This window comes from Ruixingdingia sedimenti (genome assembly GCF_031432425.1).
In the GTDB taxonomy this organism is placed as follows: domain Bacteria; phylum Pseudomonadota; class Alphaproteobacteria; order Rhodobacterales; family Rhodobacteraceae; genus Ruixingdingia; species Ruixingdingia sedimenti.
On the sequence record NZ_JAVKPH010000010.1, the window covers coordinates 92,559 to 107,682 of the forward strand.

At 70.5% G+C, this 15,124-nt stretch carries 19 protein-coding genes; 9 read left to right on the forward strand and 10 right to left on the reverse strand.

Features of this window, described 5'->3' with window-relative positions:
- Window positions 1-81 precede the first annotated feature (81 nt).
- Both RGD00_RS10860 and RGD00_RS10865 read left to right on the forward strand, forming a co-directional pair.
- Complete coding sequence (locus tag RGD00_RS10860) at window positions 82-996, forward strand: hypothetical protein (RefSeq protein WP_310457343.1); 915 nt, start codon at window positions 82-84, stop codon at window positions 994-996.
- Window positions 997-1,017: 21 nt separating this feature from the next.
- Window positions 1,018-2,469 carry a substrate-binding domain-containing protein gene (locus RGD00_RS10865; protein WP_310457344.1) on the forward strand — a complete coding sequence of 484 codons (1,452 nt, stop codon included), beginning with the start codon at window positions 1,018-1,020 and terminating at the stop codon, window positions 2,467-2,469.
- 21 nt (window positions 2,470-2,490) lie between these two features.
- Here RGD00_RS10865 and radC read toward each other — a convergent pair whose 3' ends face one another.
- On the reverse strand, window positions 2,491-3,279 hold the full coding sequence (gene radC, locus RGD00_RS10870; protein WP_310457345.1) for a RadC family protein: 789 nt from the start codon (window positions 3,277-3,279) through the stop codon (window positions 2,491-2,493).
- Between the two features lie 190 nt (window positions 3,280-3,469).
- Complete coding sequence (locus RGD00_RS10875) at window positions 3,470-3,841, reverse strand: hypothetical protein (RefSeq protein ID WP_310457346.1); 372 nt, start codon at window positions 3,839-3,841, stop codon at window positions 3,470-3,472.
- A 108-nt stretch (window positions 3,842-3,949) separates the two neighbouring features.
- On the opposite strand from RGD00_RS10875, the gene RGD00_RS10880 reads away from it, so the two are divergent.
- A complete protein-coding gene (locus tag RGD00_RS10880) occupies window positions 3,950-4,732 on the forward strand; it encodes an alpha/beta fold hydrolase (RefSeq protein ID WP_310457381.1) in 783 nt (260 codons plus the stop codon).
- On the opposite strand, the gene RGD00_RS10885 is transcribed toward RGD00_RS10880, so the two are convergent.
- The 8 genes from RGD00_RS10885 to RGD00_RS10920 all read right to left on the reverse strand — a co-directional run bounded on the left by RGD00_RS10885 (window position 4,722) and on the right by RGD00_RS10920 (window position 9,764).
- Window positions 4,722-5,210, reverse strand: coding sequence for a cytochrome b (locus RGD00_RS10885; protein WP_310457347.1), 489 nt, complete (start codon window positions 5,208-5,210; stop codon window positions 4,722-4,724). The two genes, RGD00_RS10880 and RGD00_RS10885, sit on opposite strands and share 11 nt — an antisense overlap.
- Window positions 5,211-5,220: 10 nt before the next feature.
- A complete protein-coding gene (locus RGD00_RS10890; RefSeq protein ID WP_310457348.1) occupies window positions 5,221-5,397 on the reverse strand; it encodes a CTP synthetase in 177 nt (58 codons plus the stop codon).
- An 81-nt stretch (window positions 5,398-5,478) separates the two neighbouring features.
- Window positions 5,479-5,943, reverse strand: a complete 465-nt coding sequence (locus RGD00_RS10895; RefSeq protein WP_310457349.1) for a transcriptional regulator — start codon at window positions 5,941-5,943, stop codon at window positions 5,479-5,481.
- A 257-nt stretch (window positions 5,944-6,200) separates the two neighbouring features.
- On the reverse strand, window positions 6,201-6,824 hold the full coding sequence (locus RGD00_RS10900) for a trimeric intracellular cation channel family protein (protein WP_310457350.1): 624 nt from the start codon (window positions 6,822-6,824) through the stop codon (window positions 6,201-6,203).
- Window positions 6,821-7,282 (reverse strand): ribonuclease HI, encoded by a 462-nt coding sequence (gene rnhA, locus RGD00_RS10905; protein ID WP_310457351.1) that lies wholly within the window; start codon window positions 7,280-7,282, stop codon window positions 6,821-6,823. The genes RGD00_RS10900 and rnhA overlap by 4 nt, the downstream gene beginning before the upstream one ends.
- A 314-nt stretch (window positions 7,283-7,596) precedes the next feature.
- Window positions 7,597-8,550: a 4-hydroxy-3-methylbut-2-enyl diphosphate reductase gene (gene ispH, locus RGD00_RS10910; RefSeq protein WP_310457352.1), complete on the reverse strand. Its 954-nt coding sequence runs from the start codon at window positions 8,548-8,550 to the stop codon at window positions 7,597-7,599.
- A 66-nt stretch (window positions 8,551-8,616) separates the two neighbouring features.
- The gene (locus RGD00_RS10915; RefSeq protein ID WP_310457353.1) at window positions 8,617-9,183 is read right to left on the reverse strand and encodes a hypothetical protein; all 567 of its coding nucleotides are present in this window, start codon (window positions 9,181-9,183) and stop codon (window positions 8,617-8,619) included.
- Window positions 9,183-9,764 (reverse strand): LabA-like NYN domain-containing protein, encoded by a 582-nt coding sequence (locus RGD00_RS10920; protein ID WP_310457354.1) that lies wholly within the window; start codon window positions 9,762-9,764, stop codon window positions 9,183-9,185. The genes RGD00_RS10915 and RGD00_RS10920 overlap by 1 nt, the downstream gene beginning before the upstream one ends.
- Window positions 9,765-9,912: 148 nt before the next feature.
- On the opposite strand from RGD00_RS10920, the gene folK reads away from it, so the two are divergent.
- The 6 genes from folK (at window position 9,913) to acpS (ending at window position 15,118) form a co-directional block, all read left to right on the forward strand.
- Complete coding sequence (folK, locus tag RGD00_RS10925; RefSeq protein ID WP_310457355.1) at window positions 9,913-10,497, forward strand: 2-amino-4-hydroxy-6-hydroxymethyldihydropteridine diphosphokinase; 585 nt, start codon at window positions 9,913-9,915, stop codon at window positions 10,495-10,497.
- An 83-nt stretch (window positions 10,498-10,580) separates the two neighbouring features.
- Window positions 10,581-10,934 carry a DNA-directed RNA polymerase subunit omega gene (gene rpoZ, locus RGD00_RS10930; RefSeq protein WP_310457356.1) on the forward strand — a complete coding sequence of 118 codons (354 nt, stop codon included), beginning with the start codon at window positions 10,581-10,583 and terminating at the stop codon, window positions 10,932-10,934.
- A gap of 31 nt (window positions 10,935-10,965) precedes the next feature.
- The gene (locus RGD00_RS10935; RefSeq protein ID WP_310457357.1) at window positions 10,966-13,080 is read left to right on the forward strand and encodes a RelA/SpoT family protein; all 2,115 of its coding nucleotides are present in this window, start codon (window positions 10,966-10,968) and stop codon (window positions 13,078-13,080) included.
- Window positions 13,081-13,104: 24 nt separating this feature from the next.
- Window positions 13,105-13,890, forward strand: coding sequence for a DUF2062 domain-containing protein (locus RGD00_RS10940; protein ID WP_310457358.1), 786 nt, complete (start codon window positions 13,105-13,107; stop codon window positions 13,888-13,890).
- A gap of 46 nt (window positions 13,891-13,936) precedes the next feature.
- Window positions 13,937-14,695: a pyridoxine 5'-phosphate synthase gene (locus RGD00_RS10945; protein ID WP_310457359.1), complete on the forward strand. Its 759-nt coding sequence runs from the start codon at window positions 13,937-13,939 to the stop codon at window positions 14,693-14,695.
- Between the two features lie 3 nt (window positions 14,696-14,698).
- A complete protein-coding gene (acpS, locus tag RGD00_RS10950) occupies window positions 14,699-15,118 on the forward strand; it encodes a holo-ACP synthase (protein ID WP_310457360.1) in 420 nt (139 codons plus the stop codon).
- Window positions 15,119-15,124 lie beyond the last annotated feature (6 nt).

Consider the following 15,124-nt stretch of genomic DNA (forward strand, 5'->3'; position numbering starts at 1 on the left):
CGCGAACCACCTTGCCGCCGCCATGCTTGTGCCGCTTTCGGAAACGATCTTCCGGGGGTCGCCAAGCTGGTGGAGCCCGGAATGGAACGCAAACGCAGGATCATCCTTGTCGCCGCAGTAGTGGCGGTGGCCGCCGGCAGCGGCCATCTGATGCAGCGCAGCCCCGCCGCGGCCAAGCCGCAGGCCATCGTGCCGCTGTCGGCCACCGCGCCGGCGGAACCGGCGCTGCCCGCCGTCACGCCGCCGGCCCCGGTCCTGGCGGCCGTACCGGCCGAAACCCCCGCCGAAATGCCGGTCGAGGAATCCGCGCTGGCCGCGGCCCCCGACTGCACCCCCGCGCTGGCGCTCACGCCCCTGCCCGCCGCCCGTGTCGCGCTGGCGCTGGCCGCACCCTGCCGCGGGGCCGAACGGGTGGTGATCCGCCACGCGGGCCTTGCCGTCACCGGGCATCTGTCGTCCGCGGGAATGCTGGCGGTCAGCCTGCCCGCGCTGCAAAGCCCGGCGCAGGTTTCTGTCCTCTTCGGCGATGGCGACAGCGCCGCCGCCGCCATCGCCGTGCCCGACCTTTCGGATTTCGACCGTTTCGCGGTGCAATGGCCCGGCGACGACGCCTTCCAGCTTCAGGCCTATGCCGATGACGCCGATTTCGGCGCGCCCGGCCATGTGTCGGCCCTGCGCCCCGGCCTGCCCTCTGCCGCCGGCCATTTCGTCACCGCCCTCGGCGACCCGACGACCGAGGCGCCGCTGCTGGCCGAGGTCTATACCTTCCCCGCCGGTACTCGGGCCGGCAGCCCCGCCCTGCGGCTCGACATCGAGGCCGCCGTCACCGAGGCCACCTGCGACCGCGAGATCCTGGGGGAAACCCTGCAACTTGCGGGCGGCGATCTGGTTCTGCGCGAACTCACGCTCGCCATGCCGGGCTGCGATGCGGTGGGCGACATTCTGGTCTTGCCAAATCCGCTGGCCGACCTGAAACTCGCCGCCCACGAGGGCTAGGCCGAGGCGGAAATGGCGGCAATGATCCGGTGCGCGGCGGTGATCGCCGCGCTTTTTTTCATCGCCCTGCCCGCGCGGGCGCAGGATGTGACGCTGCGCGCCCATGCCGGAAACCTGAACGTTTCCGGCACTTTGCTGTCCTACGACGGGCAGGTCTACCGGGTCGATACCGCCTATGGCACGCTGGTCGTCGATGCGCTGGCGGTGGATTGCGCGGGCCCGGGCTGCCCCGAACTGGCGCTTTTGCCGCCCCGGTTCCGCCTGCTGGCAGAGGATGCGGCGATGGCCGGCCTGCTGGCCGCGCTGATCCGCGATTTCGCCGCCACGCAGGGCCGGCAGGTGCTGGCGGAACCCGACGCGCTGGCACTGGCCGATGCCGGGGGCCGGGTGCTGGCACGGTTCGCGCTATCCACCGCGCCGGCAGCGGAGGCGCGGCAGCGCATTGCGCGCGGCGGGGCGGAACTGGCGCTGGTCGATGCCGCCCCTTGGCCGCCGGAGGGGCGGGTGCTGGGCCATGACGGGCTGGTGGTCGCGGTGGCGGCGGCCAACCCGCTGCGGCAGATCGCGCTGGAGGATCTGGCCCGCGTTCTGGCGGGCGAGGTGACGGATTGGGCCGGCCTCGGCGCCCCGCCCGCGCCCATCGCGCTGCATGCCCCCGCCCCCGGCACCGGCGCGCGGCGGCTGGCAGAGGCGCGGCTCGGCCCCATCGGGGCGGGACAGGCCCATGACGACCCCGCCGCGCTGGCCGCGGCGGCGGCGGGCGACCCCTGGGCGCTGGCGCTGCTGCCGGCCCGCGCCCTGCGCCCCGATCTGGCGGTGCTGCGGCTGACCGACCGCTGCGGCGCGCTGCTGGATCCCGAGGGGTTCGCGCTGCGCACCGGCGATTATCCGCTGGCGCTGGCGTTGCAACTCGCCCCGGCGGGCGGGCGGCTGCACCCCGTCCTGCGCGCACTGCGCGACCACCTCGGCACAGCTTCGGCGCAGGCGCTGGTGGCGGGCGCGGGGCTGGCCGACCTGACGGTGCAGCGACACCCGGCCGCCGAACAGGGCGCGCGGCTGGTCAACGCGATCCGCGCTACCGAGGGCGCGGCGGGGCTGGCGGCGCTGCAAGAGGTCGTGGCGGCCATGGCCGGGGCGGACCGGCTGTCGCTGTCCTTCCGGTTCGAACCCGGCACGGCGCGGCTCGACCCCGCATCGGCCCTGCTGGCGGCGGATGTGGGCGCGGGGATCGCCGCGGGTGCGCATGCCGGGCAAGTCCTGCTGCTGGCGGGTTTCGGCGACGACGCCCGCGATGCGCAGGCGCTGGCGGGTGCGGCGCTGGCCGCAGTAGAGGCGGCGATGACCGACCCTGTTCCCGGCGCGGCGACCCTGACCACCGCCGCCTTCGGCCCCGCCCTGCCCCTCGGCTGCGCCGACACCGCCGCGGGCCGCCATCTGAACCGGCGCGTCGAGGTCTGGCAACGGCTGCGCTGAGGGGCCCGCCCCGGCATCGCCCTACAGATACCCCGCCGACCGGAAGCTCAGCTCGCGCATGCGCCCGATGATCAGGTGGTCGTGCAGCGCCAGCCCCAGAACCTCCGCCGCGTCGCGGATCTGCATCGTCATGGTGATGTCGGCATCGCTCGGCGTCGGGTCGCCCGACGGATGATTGTGCACCAGAATCAGCGCCGAAGCGTTCAGTTCCAGCGCGCGTTTGACCACCTCGCGCGGGTAGACCGGCACATGGTCCACCGTGCCGCGGGCCTGCTCCTCATCCGCGATCAGCACGTTCTTGCGGTCGAGGTACAGCACGCGGAACTGTTCCGTCGCCGCATGCGCCATCGCGGTGTGGCAATAGTCCAGCAGCGCATCCCAGGACGAGATCACCGGCCGGTGCATCACCCGCGCCCGCGCCATCCGCTGCGCCGCCGCCGCGACGATCTTGAGTTCCGTCACCACCGCATCGCCGACGCCATCCACATCCGCCAGCCGCGCGGGTTCGGCGCTCAGCACGGCGTTGAAATCGCCGAAACGGTCCAGCAGGCGGCGGGCGAGCGGCTTCACGTCCTGCCGCGGGATGGCGCGGAACAGCACCAGTTCCAGCAGTTCGTAATCCGGCATCGCCGCCGCGCCGCCCTCGCGGAAGCGCGCGCGCAGCCGGGCGCGGTGGTCGCGGATGTAGGACGGCAAACGCCCCGCCAGCGCCTCGGGCAGCGCCGCCCCCTCGGCCTCGTCCGCGCCGGGGGGGGCGGAGGCGCCGAACAGCGGCAACGGGGCTTCGGAAAAGACATGTGCGCGGGTCATGCCGCCAGCATCGCGCCCGAGGGTGAAGGAAAGGTTAACGCGCGCCGCCCCCACCCTCCATCCTGCCGGAAAATACGCCCGGCAAGGCCCCGCCGCCCTCATCCGAAACGGGCCGCATTCACTTTCTGTCCCTAAATATCCCGGGGTCCGGGGCAGCGCCCCGGCGCCGCCCCCGACACCGGCGAAACCCTCAGAGGTATCCCCGCCAGACCAGCACCCCGATCACCAGCCCCGCCACCACCAGCAGCGCGAAGGCCAGCGATCCGGTGATCCCCAGGACCGCCGCCCAGAACCGTTCCGCCGCGCCGATACCGTTCAGATGCCTCAGGCAGACGTCATAGGCCGCCGCGATCCGGGCATCGTCCAGCATCAGCTGCACCCGCGGGTTCTGGGCCAGAACGGACACCTCGGCCAGATATTCCGCCTCGCGCCGCACGCGCCGGGGCAGCCGCCGCCCGCCGCGGCGCAGCTTTTCCGGCAGGCCCCTGCCGCCGACATTCAGACGCGATTCCATCAGGGCGGCAATGCGGTCCGCCATCTGCTGTACGGTTGCGTAGCCCATCCCTGCCTCCGACCTGCGCGGGCAGCCTACAGCGGGATGCGCGCCGCCTCAACGGTCTGGAAGAAGGGGGGGCTGGCGGCGGCGGGCGGGGCGCGCTATGCCAAACACATGCTGAACACGACCCTGCATGGCACCGCCACCGACCGCCCGCCCCTGATCATCGCGCATGGCCTGTTCGGGTCGGGGCGCAACTGGGGCGCGATCGCGCGGCGCCTGTCCGACAGGCGGCAGGTGATCGCGGTCGACATGCGCAACCACGGCGACAGCCCCTGGTCCGACCGCCACGACTATCCGGCGATGGCGGGCGATCTGGCAGAGGTCATCGCCGCCCATGGCGGGCAGGCGGATGTGCTGGGTCATTCCATGGGCGGCAAGGCGGCGATGATGCTGGCGCTGACCCACCCGGATGCGGTCAACCGGCTGGTGGTGGCCGATGTCGCGCCGGTCGCCTATGACCACGACCAGCGCCGCAATGTGGACGCCATGCGCGGGCTGGACCTGACCGGCCTCACCAGCCGCAGCGAGGCCGACCGGCGGCTGGCGGCGGTGATCGGCGATCCCACGCTGCGGTCGTTCTTCCTGCAATCGCTCGACCTGCGGGCCGATCCGCCGCGCTGGCGGCTGAACCTCGACGTGCTGGCGGCAGAGATGGACCGGATCGTCGGCTGGCCCGAACCCGAGGCCGGCTATCCGCCCTTCCCGCGCCCGGCGCTGTTCCTGTCGGGCGCGCTGTCGAACTATGTCCGCCCGGAATACCGCGCGCAGATCAAGGCGCTGTTCCCGGCGGCGCGGCAGGCCAAGATCCCCGGCACCGGCCATTGGCTGCATGCCGAAAACCCGCGCGCCTTCGAGGCCGCGGTGGCGGCCTTTCTGGAACCCGTCAGCGGCTGATCCGCATCCGCGACAAAAGCCCGTCGCGCAGCCAGAACTGATGCCACAGCGCCGCGGCGATATGCAGCGCCACCAGCGCCAGCAACAGCTTGGTCATCACCGCATGCGCGCCGCCCGCGCCTTCGACCCCGCCGATCCAGGCCACCGCGCCCGATACCGGCAGCAGCAGCGTCAGCGCGTAGAGCGCCCAGTGCACCGCCGCCGCGGCGAACCGCAGGGGTGCGGCCTCTTCCGCCGGGGGCGGGGGCGCGCCGCGCGTCAGCCGCAGCACCAGCCGCCAGAGCGTCAGCAGCAGGACCAGCATCCCCGGCAGGATATGCAGCGCGATCCCGGGACCGCCCTCGACCACCTGCCCCTGCCGGAACGCCCGCCAGGCCTCGGCGATGGGCTCGTTGTTGAGGTATTGCGCGAGGATCAGCACGACGACCAGCCAGTGCAGAACGATCTGCGCCCGGCTGTAGGTGCGGGGATGGGGCATGCCTGTCTCCTTATTGCAGACGGCGGGCGAGCAGCCAGCTGACCGGCAGCGCGGCCACCAGCCCGATCGCCGCCGCGATCACGATCGGCTCCAGCCGGTAGTGGCCGAGTACCAGCGCCACCACCACGCCGATCCCCATCAGCGTGACCGAGGCGATACTGAACAGAACCATCGTCAGACGCGACATGAGCCGTCTCCGTTACATACACACAGGGGCGCAGCATAGGCGGGGGGCGCCAGGCCGTCCTTGACGCGGATCAACCGGGCCTCAGCCGCCGAGCCGGCGCAGCGCCTCCTTCAGGCGGAACCCGCGCCCGCCCGCGGCGGACCACGCCATCTGCCCGGCCCAGGCGGCAAAGAGAATCGCCGCAAGCTCCGCCCCCTTCGCGCCACCGCCGAGCCGCGCGGCCAGCGCCCCTTCCACGCCCGCGCGCCAGTCGGCGGCAAGGGAGGCGAGCGCGGGGTCCGCGGCCTCTGACGGGTCGGGCATGCCCGCCTCTGCCAGCGCCTTCAGCAGCGCCACCGCACCCTTGGCATTGGGAGGCAAGGTCGCGTCGAGCGCCAGCAACCGCGCCTGCCGCCCGGCCCAGGCATGGGCGCGCGCATCGCGGATCATCCCCGCGACCGAGCCATGCCGCTGCACCAGCGACGACGCCGCCAGCCCCGCCCCGGCGGCAACCGCCCCGAAGGTCACGGCCTTTTCGCCCCCGGCATACAGAAGCGACAGGACCATATCGAAAACAACGGCATCAGGTACGGAACGCGGACGGGCCATGAGTATACCATAACCACTTTCCACGCCGCCGCACAGCCCCGTCGGGCGGGGATTGCGGGCCTGTATCGGGGTTTCGGGCGATAGGACGCGGGCAGGCGGGGGCCAGCCCCAGATCGGCCGGGTCTGGCTGGAACGCGCGGCGCCCCCGGGATCCGTCTGGACGGAAAGGGAAGCGGGCGCCTTTCCGGCTGGACGACGCCGCGGGCCCGTGCGGGTCAGCGGCGCGGCGGGCGGGGGCGGTAGGCCGGCAGTTTCCAGCCGAAAACCAGACTGCCCGCGCGCAGGGCCAGTGTCACCGCGGCGCAAGCGATCAGCGCCGCGCGCTGGTCGAGCCCGGCGGCCAGCGCCAGCACCGCCGCCAGCGCACCGGCAAAGGCGGCGGTCACGTAAAGCTCGCCCGCGCGCAGCACCAAGGGCACCTCGTTGCAGACGACATCGCGCATCAGCCCGCCGAAACAGCCCGTCGCCACCCCCATCATCAGCAGAACCGGCCAGCCCTGCCCCTGCGCCAGCGCCACGCCCACCCCGGCAGGCACCGCCACCGCCAGCGCGCAGGCGTCGAGCCACAACAGCGCCCGGTAGCGGCTTTCCAGCAGATGCGCGGTGAAGAACACGATGACCGCCGCGATGGCCGCCAGCCCGATCATCTGCGGCCGTGCGACCCAGAACACCGCGCCCTGCCCCAGCACCAGATCGCGCAACGTGCCGCCGCCCACCGCCGTGAGGCTGGCCAGGAACACGAAGCCGACCAGATCCAGTTGCGCCCGGCTGGCCGCCAGCGCGCCGGTCAGCGCAAAGACGAAGACCGATGCAAGCTCCAGCAGCGCGACAAGGGTCATTTCTTCGCCGGCTTGAACGGGGCCATGCCCGCGCGGGCGAGTTCGTCGGCGCGCTCGTTCTCGGCATGGCCGGCATGGCCCTTGATCCATTTCCAGACGACGCGGTGCTGGCGCTGCGCCGCGTCCAGCCGCTGCCACAGGTCCACGTTCTTCACCGGCTTGCCGTCCGAGGTGCGCCAGCCGTTGCGCTTCCACCCGTGGATCCACTGGCTGACGCCGTTCTTCACATAGGCGCTGTCGGTCACTACCGTGATCGCCGAGGGCCGCGCCAGCGCCTCCAGCGCGGAAATCGCCGCCAGCAGTTCCATCCGGTTGTTGGTGGTGTCCGCCTCGCCGCCCGAAAGGGTGCGTTCGCGCAGCACCGCCTCGCCCTCGCGCGCCAGCAGCAGGACGCCCCAGCCTCCGGGGCCGGGATTGCCGGAGCAGGCTCCGTCGGTATAGGCGAAAAGATCTGGCATGGTGGCGCAGGGCTATGCGATCGCGGCGCGGGGCGCAAGCGGTTGGGGCGGCGCCGGGGGCCTACCCGGGCTTCCCTTCCCCCGGGAGTTGGGCGCGCGTCCAGGTGGGCGCCGGGGGCCAGCCCCGCGCCGGCTGGTTCTCGAACCAGTGGCGCACCAGCCGGCGCCCCCGGGATATTTTTGGACAGAAAATGAGGAAAGGCAGGATCTTGGGCGCAACCCTGTTCATTTTCTGTCCGCAAATATCCCCGCCGGAGGCGCAGCCATCCGCCGGGCCGAAGGCCGGGAGAGCGCGCGGGATCCGTAGGCCGGGGCTATGCCCCGGCTTCGCGCAGCAGGCGGGGGACCTTGAATTCCACCCGTTCCACCGCCGTCTCGACCAGTTCGCGCGTCAGGTCGTAGCGGGCGGCGAAGGCGTCGATGACCTCGTTCACCAGCACCTCGGGGGCCGAGGCCCCCGCCGTCAGCCCCACCGCGCGCGCGCCGTCCAGCGCGCGCCAGTCGATGTCGGCGGCGCGCTGGACCAGTTGCGCATAGCCGCAGCCCGCCGCCCGCCCGACCTCGACCAGCCGGCGGGAGTTCGAGGAATTCGGCGCGCCGATGACCAGCAGCGCGTCGATCCGCGGCGCGATGGCCTTCACCGCCTCCTGCCGGTTGGTGGTGGCATAGCAGATGTCCTCCTTCCCCGGGCCCATGATGGCGGGGAAGCGGGCGCGCAGGGCGGCGACGATCGCCGCCGTGTCGTCGACCGACAGCGTCGTCTGGGTGATGAAGGCCAGCCGCGCGGGGTCGCGCACCCGAAGGGTCGCCACATCGGCCACGGTTTCGACCAGCAGCACCTCGCCCTCGGGCAGCTGTCCCATCGTGCCCACGGTTTCGGGATGGCCGGCATGGCCGATCATCACCAGTTGCAGGCCCTGTTCGTGGTGCCGCTGCGCCTCGATATGCACTTTGGTGACAAGGGGGCAGGTCGCGTCCACCGCGATCATGTGGCGGCGCGCGGCCTCTGCCGGCACGGCCTTGGGCACGCCATGGGCGGAAAAGACCACCGGGCGGTCGTCGGGGCAGTCGTCCAGTTCCTCGACGAACACCGCGCCCTGCGCGCGCAGGGCGTCCACCACGAACTTGTTGTGCACGATCTCGTGGCGGACATAGACCGGCGCGCCCCATTTCTGCAACGCCATCTCGACGATGCGGATCGCGCGGTCCACACCGGCGCAGAACCCGCGCGGGGCGGCGAGGTAGAGTGTCAGGGGCGGCAGGCTCATGCGGGACCTCGTGTTTCGCGCGCCCAGAGGTATGCCGAAGCGGCGCGCAGGTCCAGCCCGCCGCCCTCAGGGCGGGGCGTTGCGCGCGGCATCGCGCCAGCGGGCGGAGAAGAGCTTCATGTCCTCCTCGTCCACGAAGGCGTGATGCGGCAGGATCAGCACCTGTTCGCCCGCGTCGAGGAACAGCCGTTCCGGCGTGGTCACGATCTGGCGGATGGCCCGCGCGGGGATCACCTGCGCCCGGTCGGGCGCGGCTTCCGGCCAGACGGTCAGCGCGTCGGCCTCGCCCCCGGCCTCGCAGACCATGTCCACCTCTGCCGGTACACGCAGCAGCGCGCGGCGCTGCATGTCGCGCGCCAGCAGGTATTGCGCCAGCACGAAGGCCGTGACCGAGGCCGCCAGCGCCACACCGATCTGGATGCCCACGCCGACCTCGAGGTTCATCATCACCGCGTAGGACAGGCCGACGGCGATCCACGGCGCCATCCGTCCCAGCCGCACCTTTTTGGTGGGCGCGGCCTGCATGTGTTCCCACGCCAGCGCGTCCAGCGGCTTCAGCCGGTAACGCAGCACCCGCGGCGGCGGCACGGCGCGCGCGTCGCCGTCCCGGCCCGCTTCCTGATCCGCGGCCATCAGGTTTCGACCGTCGCCTCGGGTTCGCGTTCCACCCGCGGTTCGCGCGGTTCGCGCGGCGGGCGGCCGATGACCTCGCGCAACTCGTCGAGTTCGATGAAGTTGTCGGCCTGGCGGCGCAGTTCATCGGCGATCATCGGCGGCTGGCTGCGGATCGTGGACACGACCGACACCCGCACCCCCTGCCGTTGCAGGCTTTCCACCAGCGGCTTGAAGTCGCCGTCGCCGGAAAACAGCACGATATGGTCCACCCGCGGCGCAAGTTCCATCGCATCGACGGTCAGTTCGATGTCCATGTTGCCCTTGACCTTCCGGCGGCCCTGGCTGTCGGTGTATTCCTTGGCCGGTTTCGTGACCATGGCGAAGCCGTTGTAGTGCAGCCAGTCGACCAGCGGCCGGATGGGCGAGTATTCCTCGTTTTCCAGCAGCGCGGTGTAGTAGAACGCCCGCACCAGTTTGCCCCGGCGCATGAACTCCTGCCGCAGAAGTTTGTAGTCGATGTCGAAGCCGAGGGCCCGTGCCGCCGCGTAAAGGTTGGACCCGTCGATGAACAACGCCAACCGGTCGTCCTTGTAAAACATGTCAAATCCTTCCAAAATCGTAACCGGCTGACAGGCTCCGTGAGTGAGAGGGCTGCTCTGCGCAACGCAAGACCGGTGTGTGAACGGTATGTAAGACAACCGTGACGAAGCTCAATCGACCTCATACGAAAGTGTTTGGAAATTGCACATGCGGTATGGCAGCGCATTGATCGCGCTCGGTGCGAATCTGCCCCATGCGGGGCGCACGCCGGCGCAGACGCTGCGCGCCGCGCTGGCGGCGTTGCGGGATGCGGGCTTTGTCCACCTGCGGGAAAGCGCGCTTTACGCCACCCCCTGTTTTCCGCCCGGCGCGGGCCCCGATTATGTGAATGCCTGTGCGGTGGCGGACTGGGCGGGGGACGCCGCGGCGGCGCTGGCGGCGCTGCATGGGGTCGAGGCCGCGTTCGGGCGGAGCCGGGCGGAGCGGTGGGGGATGCGGACGCTGGACCTCGATCTGATCGCGCTGGACGATGCCGTGCTGCCCGACCGCGCGACCTGGGCGCATTGGGCGGGCCTGCCCCCGGCGGAACAGGCCCGCGCGGCGCCCGACCGGCTGGTCCTGCCGCATCCGCGGCTGGCGGACCGGGCCTTCGTGCTGGTGCCGCTGGCCGAGGTGGCCCCCCTCTGGCGCCATCCGGTCACGGGGCGGACGGTGGCCGGGATGCTGGCCGCCCTGCCCGCCGCCGACCGCGCCGCGGTGGTGCCGATCGGCCCCCGGATCGCCCCGAAGTGACCGGCGCAGGGCGTTATCCGCTTGTCAAGCCCCCCTGTCCGTCCTAGATAGACGGCTCTTGCCTCCACATGGAAGGATGACCGATGGCCCGCGTGACGGTCGAAGATTGCGTTGACAAGGTTCCGAACCGGTTCGAGCTGGTGTTGCTGGCATCCCACCGCGCGCGCGAGATCGCGGCGGGTTCGCCCCTGACGGTGGACCGTGACAAGGACAAGAACTCGGTCGTGTCGCTGCGCGAGATCGCCGAGGAAACCCAGGGCGCCGATTCGCTGCGCGAACGGCTGATCGCCAGCCTGCAGACCCAGATCGAGGTCGACGAGCCCGAGGACGACCAGATGGCGCTGCTGATGGGCGCCGAGATGGACCGCCCGGTGCAGGACGACATGTCGGAAGAACGCATGCTGCGCATGCTGATGGAAGCCCAGGGCCAGGGCTGAGAACGGGGCCGCGGGGCCGGTACGGTGTGCGATGATCGACGTTGAAGACCTCATCGCGCTTGTCCGCAACTACAACCCGCGTACCAATGACGACCTGATCCGCCGCGCCTACGACTATGGCCGGCGGATGCACGAAGGCCAGTTCCGCCAGTCGGGCGAGCCCTATTTCACCCATCCCGTCGCCGTCGCCGCGATCCTTACGGAAATGCGGCTGGACGATGCGACCATCGTGACGGCGCTGCTGCACGACACGATCGAGGATACGAAATCCACCTATACCGAGGTCGAACAGAAGTTCGGCCCCGAGGTCGCGGAACTGGTGGATGGCGTCACCAAGCTGACCAACCTGCAACTGTCCTCGGCGCAGTCGAAACAGTCGGAAAACTTCCGCAAGCTGTTCTTCGCCATGTCCAAGGACCTGCGGGTGATCCTGGTCAAGCTGGCCGACCGGCTGCACAACATGCGCACGATCAAGAGCATGCGGCCCGAAAAGCAGGCCCAGAAGGCGCGCGAGACGATGGAGATCTATGCGCCGCTGGCCGGCCGCATGGGCATGCAGTGGATGCGCGAGGAACTGGAGGACCTGTCCTTCCGCGTGCTGAACCCCGAGGCGCGCAATTCCATCCTGCGCCGCTTCGTCACGCTGCAACGCGAATCGGGCGACGTGATTCCGAAAATCACCGCCGACATCCGGCTGGAACTGGACCGCGCGGGGATCGAGGCCGACGTCTACGGCCGCGCGAAAAAGCCCTATTCGATCTGGCGCAAGATGCAGGAAAAGGATCTGGCCTTTTCCCGCCTGTCCGACATCTACGGCTTCCGCATCATCACGCGCAGCGTGGCGGACTGCTATCGCATCCTCGGCGTGATCCACCAGCGCTGGCGCGCGGTGCCGGGGCGGTTCAAGGACTACATCAGCCAGCCCAAGTCGAACGGCTACCGTTCCATCCACGCCACCGTGTCGGGCCGCGACGGCAAGCGGGTCGAGGTGCAGATCCGCACGCGCGAGATGCACGAGGTCGCAGAGGCCGGGGTGGCCGCGCACTGGTCCTACCGCGACGGGGTGCGCAGCCTGAACCCCTTTGCCGTCGATCCGGCGAAATGGATCACCACGCTGACCGAACGCTTCGACGAGGGGGACCACGACGAATTCCTCGAACATGTGAAGCTCGAGATGTATTCGGACCAGGTGTTCTGCTTCACCCCCAAGGGCGATGTGGTGCAGCTGCCGCGCGGGGCGACGCCGCTGGATTACGCCTATGCGATCCACACCCGCATCGGCAACGCCTGCGTGTCGGCCAAGGTGGACGGCATCCGGGTGCCGCTGTGGACGCGGCTGCGCAACGGCCAGTCGGTGGAAATCATCACCGCCGAGGGCCAGCGCCCGCAGGCAAGCTGGATCGACATCGTGGTCACGGGCCGCGCCAAGGCCGCCATCCGCAAATCCCTGCGCGAGGAAGACCGCAGCCGGTTCATCAAGCTCGGCCGCGAACTGGCGCGCGTGACCTTCGAACGCTTCGGCAAGAAGGCGACCGACAAGGCGTTGCAGACCGCGGCCCGCACGCTCGGCCTGCCGGGGGAAGAGGAACTGCTGGCCCGCGTGGGGTCGGCAGAGATCAGCGCGCAGCAGGTGGTGGAACTGCTCTACCCCGACCTGACCGCCCCGCAGGACGAGGTGGATGCCGCCCGCCCCGTCATGGGCCTGCCCGAGGATCTGCCCTTCCGCCGCGCCGCCTGTTGCCAGCCGCTGCCGGGCGAGCGCATCGTGGGCATCACCTATCGCGGCAAGGGCGTCGTCGCCCATGCCATCGACTGCCCGGCGCTGGCCGAGGTCGAGGACCAGCCCGAACGCTGGATCGACCTGCACTGGCAGTCGGGCAAGCATGCGGCGGTCAATACGGTCAGCCTGGACCTGACGATCCTCAACGCCCATGGCGTTCTGGGGCGCGTCTGCACGCTGATCGGCGACCGCAAGGCCAATATCTCGGACCTGCGGTTCGTGGACCGCAAGCCGGATTACTACCGCATCACCGCGGATGTGGACCTGCGCGATATCGAGCATCTGCACAACGTGATGACGGCGCTGGAGGCCGAAACCGACGTGGCGCGCGTGTCCCGGCTGCGGGACATGCACCGCAAGCCCTGAGGCCCGGGCCGGAAGGAGGCGGGGGTGGTGTTCAAGCGACGCGACGCGCGGCCCTGGCCCCGTATCGCCATCGAGTTCTTCTATCCCCGGGGCGGGTGGAAACGCGCGGCCTGGTACATCACCTACCGGCTGCAACGCCTGCCCGATTCGCCCGAACGCATCGCGCGCGGGATCTTTGCGGGGGTGTTCATTTCCTTCACGCCCTTCTTCGGCTTTCACTTCATCGGGGCGGCGCTGATCGCCTTCGTCATCCGCGGCAATATCCTGGCCGCGCTGCTGGCGACCTTTGCCGGCAACCCTATGACGACGCCGATCATCGCCATCACCGCGGTCGAGCTTGGTCACCGGATGCTGGGGATCACGACGCCGCTGGACGTGCATGTGATCGTCCACGCCTTTTCCGGCGCGGGGAAGGAATTGTGGCGCAACCTGCTGTCGCCCTTCACCGAGGACACCGCGCAATGGGGCAATCTGGGGAATTTCTTCCGCACGATCTATCTGCCCTACATGGTGGGGGGCGTCCTGCCCGGGCTGGCGGTCAGCACGGTGTTCTATTATGGATCCCTGCCGCTGATCCGCGCCTATCAGCGCCTGCGCCTGCGGCAAAAGGCCGAACGGGCCGAACGCCGTCTGGCCGCCCGCGCCGCCGCCCGCGCGCAGGCAGAGGCGCAGGACTGGGAGGAACTGACCGAAGGGCCCATGCCCCCCGCCCCGCCCACGCCCGACGACCCGGGCGTGGCAGGGCCGGAGGCGCCATTCGCCGCACCCGACCCGCGCAATCCGGCTGACGCCGCCGGCCGAAGCGGCTAGCCTTGCGGCGATTCCCGCCGCCGTCCCAGAGAACCCCGGAGCCCCGATGTCCCGTTCCCACACCACCAGCCGCCTGCGCCTTGGCGTGAACGTCGATCATGTGGCCACCCTGCGCAACGCCCGCGGGTCCGCCTATCCCGACCCGGTGCGCGCGGCCCTTCTGGCGCAGGATGCCGGGGCCGACGGCATCACCGCCCATCTGCGCGAGGACCGCCGCCACATCCGCGACGCCGACATCGAAAACCTGATGGCCGCCATCGCCGTGCCGCTGAACTTCGAGATGGCGGCGACGGCGGAAATGCAGGCCATCGCGCTGCGCCACCGGCCCCATGCCGTCTGCCTCGTCCCCGAAAAGCGCGAGGAACGCACGACCGAGGGCGGGCTCGACGTGGCGGGCGACGAATCGCGGCTGGCCGGGTTCATCGCGCCGCTGCGCGCGGCGGGCGCGCGGGTGTCGCTGTTCATCGGCCACGACACCGCGCAGATCGAGGCCGCGGCGCGGGTGGGCGCGGCGGTGGTCGAACTGCACACCGGCACCTATTGCGACCTGCATGCCGAAGGCCGCATCGCCGAACGCGACGACGAACTGCGCCTGCTGATGCTGGGCGCCGCCTATGCCCATTCCCTCGGGCTGGAGGTGCATGCCGGGCACGGGCTGACCTTCGACACCGTGGGCCCCATCGCCGCCATACCCGAGGTGATGGAGCTGAACATCGGCCATTTCCTCATCTCCGAGGCGGTGTTCATGGGCCTCGGCCCCGCCATCGCGGAAATGCGCCGGCTGATGGATGCGGCGCGGGCCTAGGCGATGATCCTCGGCATCGGTACGGATCTGGCGAACATCGACCGCATCGCCGCGACGCTCGACCGTTTCGGCGACCGTTTTCGCGAACGGGTGTTCACGCCCGAGGAACGCCGCAAGGCCGAACGCCGCCGCGACAAGGCCGGCACCTATGCGAAACGGTGGGCGGCGAAAGAGGCCTGTTCCAAGGCGCTCGGCACCGGGTTGCGGATGGGCATTTCGTGGAAGGACATGGCGGTGGCGAACCTGCGCACCGGCCAGCCGGTGATGCATCTGACCGGATGGGCCGCCGAACGGCTGGCCGCGATGACGCCCCCGGGGCACGAGGCGGTGGTGCATGTGTCGCTGACCGACGATCACCCCTGGGCGCAGGCCTTCGTGGTGATCGAGGCCCGCCCCCTTTCCGCCGCCCCGCGGGAAACTTGACTCCCC

Excerpts from the sequence above, each read along its gene's own strand:
- RGD00_RS10860 (WP_310457343.1), top strand. The coding sequence starts at position 82 with ATGGAACGCAAACGCAGGATCATCCTTGTCGCCGCAGTAGTGGCGGTG.
- RGD00_RS10865 (WP_310457344.1), top strand. The coding sequence starts at position 1,018 with ATGATCCGGTGCGCGGCGGTGATCGCCGCGCTTTTTTTCATCGCCCTG.
- radC (WP_310457345.1), bottom strand. The coding sequence starts at position 3,279 with ATGACCCGCGCACATGTCTTTTCCGAAGCCCCGTTGCCGCTGTTCGGC.
- RGD00_RS10875 (WP_310457346.1), bottom strand. The coding sequence starts at position 3,841 with ATGGGCTACGCAACCGTACAGCAGATGGCGGACCGCATTGCCGCCCTG.
- RGD00_RS10880 (WP_310457381.1), top strand. The coding sequence starts at position 3,950 with ATGCTGAACACGACCCTGCATGGCACCGCCACCGACCGCCCGCCCCTG.
- RGD00_RS10885 (WP_310457347.1), bottom strand. The coding sequence starts at position 5,210 with ATGCCCCATCCCCGCACCTACAGCCGGGCGCAGATCGTTCTGCACTGG.
- RGD00_RS10890 (WP_310457348.1), bottom strand. The coding sequence starts at position 5,397 with ATGTCGCGTCTGACGATGGTTCTGTTCAGTATCGCCTCGGTCACGCTG.
- RGD00_RS10895 (WP_310457349.1), bottom strand. The coding sequence starts at position 5,943 with ATGGTCCTGTCGCTTCTGTATGCCGGGGGCGAAAAGGCCGTGACCTTC.
- RGD00_RS10900 (WP_310457350.1), bottom strand. The coding sequence starts at position 6,824 with ATGACCCTTGTCGCGCTGCTGGAGCTTGCATCGGTCTTCGTCTTTGCG.
- rnhA (WP_310457351.1), bottom strand. The coding sequence starts at position 7,282 with ATGCCAGATCTTTTCGCCTATACCGACGGAGCCTGCTCCGGCAATCCC.
- ispH (WP_310457352.1), bottom strand. The coding sequence starts at position 8,550 with ATGAGCCTGCCGCCCCTGACACTCTACCTCGCCGCCCCGCGCGGGTTC.
- RGD00_RS10915 (WP_310457353.1), bottom strand. The coding sequence starts at position 9,183 with ATGGCCGCGGATCAGGAAGCGGGCCGGGACGGCGACGCGCGCGCCGTG.
- RGD00_RS10920 (WP_310457354.1), bottom strand. The coding sequence starts at position 9,764 with ATGTTTTACAAGGACGACCGGTTGGCGTTGTTCATCGACGGGTCCAAC.
- folK (WP_310457355.1), top strand. The coding sequence starts at position 9,913 with ATGCGGTATGGCAGCGCATTGATCGCGCTCGGTGCGAATCTGCCCCAT.
- rpoZ (WP_310457356.1), top strand. The coding sequence starts at position 10,581 with ATGGCCCGCGTGACGGTCGAAGATTGCGTTGACAAGGTTCCGAACCGG.
- RGD00_RS10935 (WP_310457357.1), top strand. The coding sequence starts at position 10,966 with ATGATCGACGTTGAAGACCTCATCGCGCTTGTCCGCAACTACAACCCG.
- RGD00_RS10945 (WP_310457359.1), top strand. The coding sequence starts at position 13,937 with ATGTCCCGTTCCCACACCACCAGCCGCCTGCGCCTTGGCGTGAACGTC.
- acpS (WP_310457360.1), top strand. The coding sequence starts at position 14,699 with ATGATCCTCGGCATCGGTACGGATCTGGCGAACATCGACCGCATCGCC.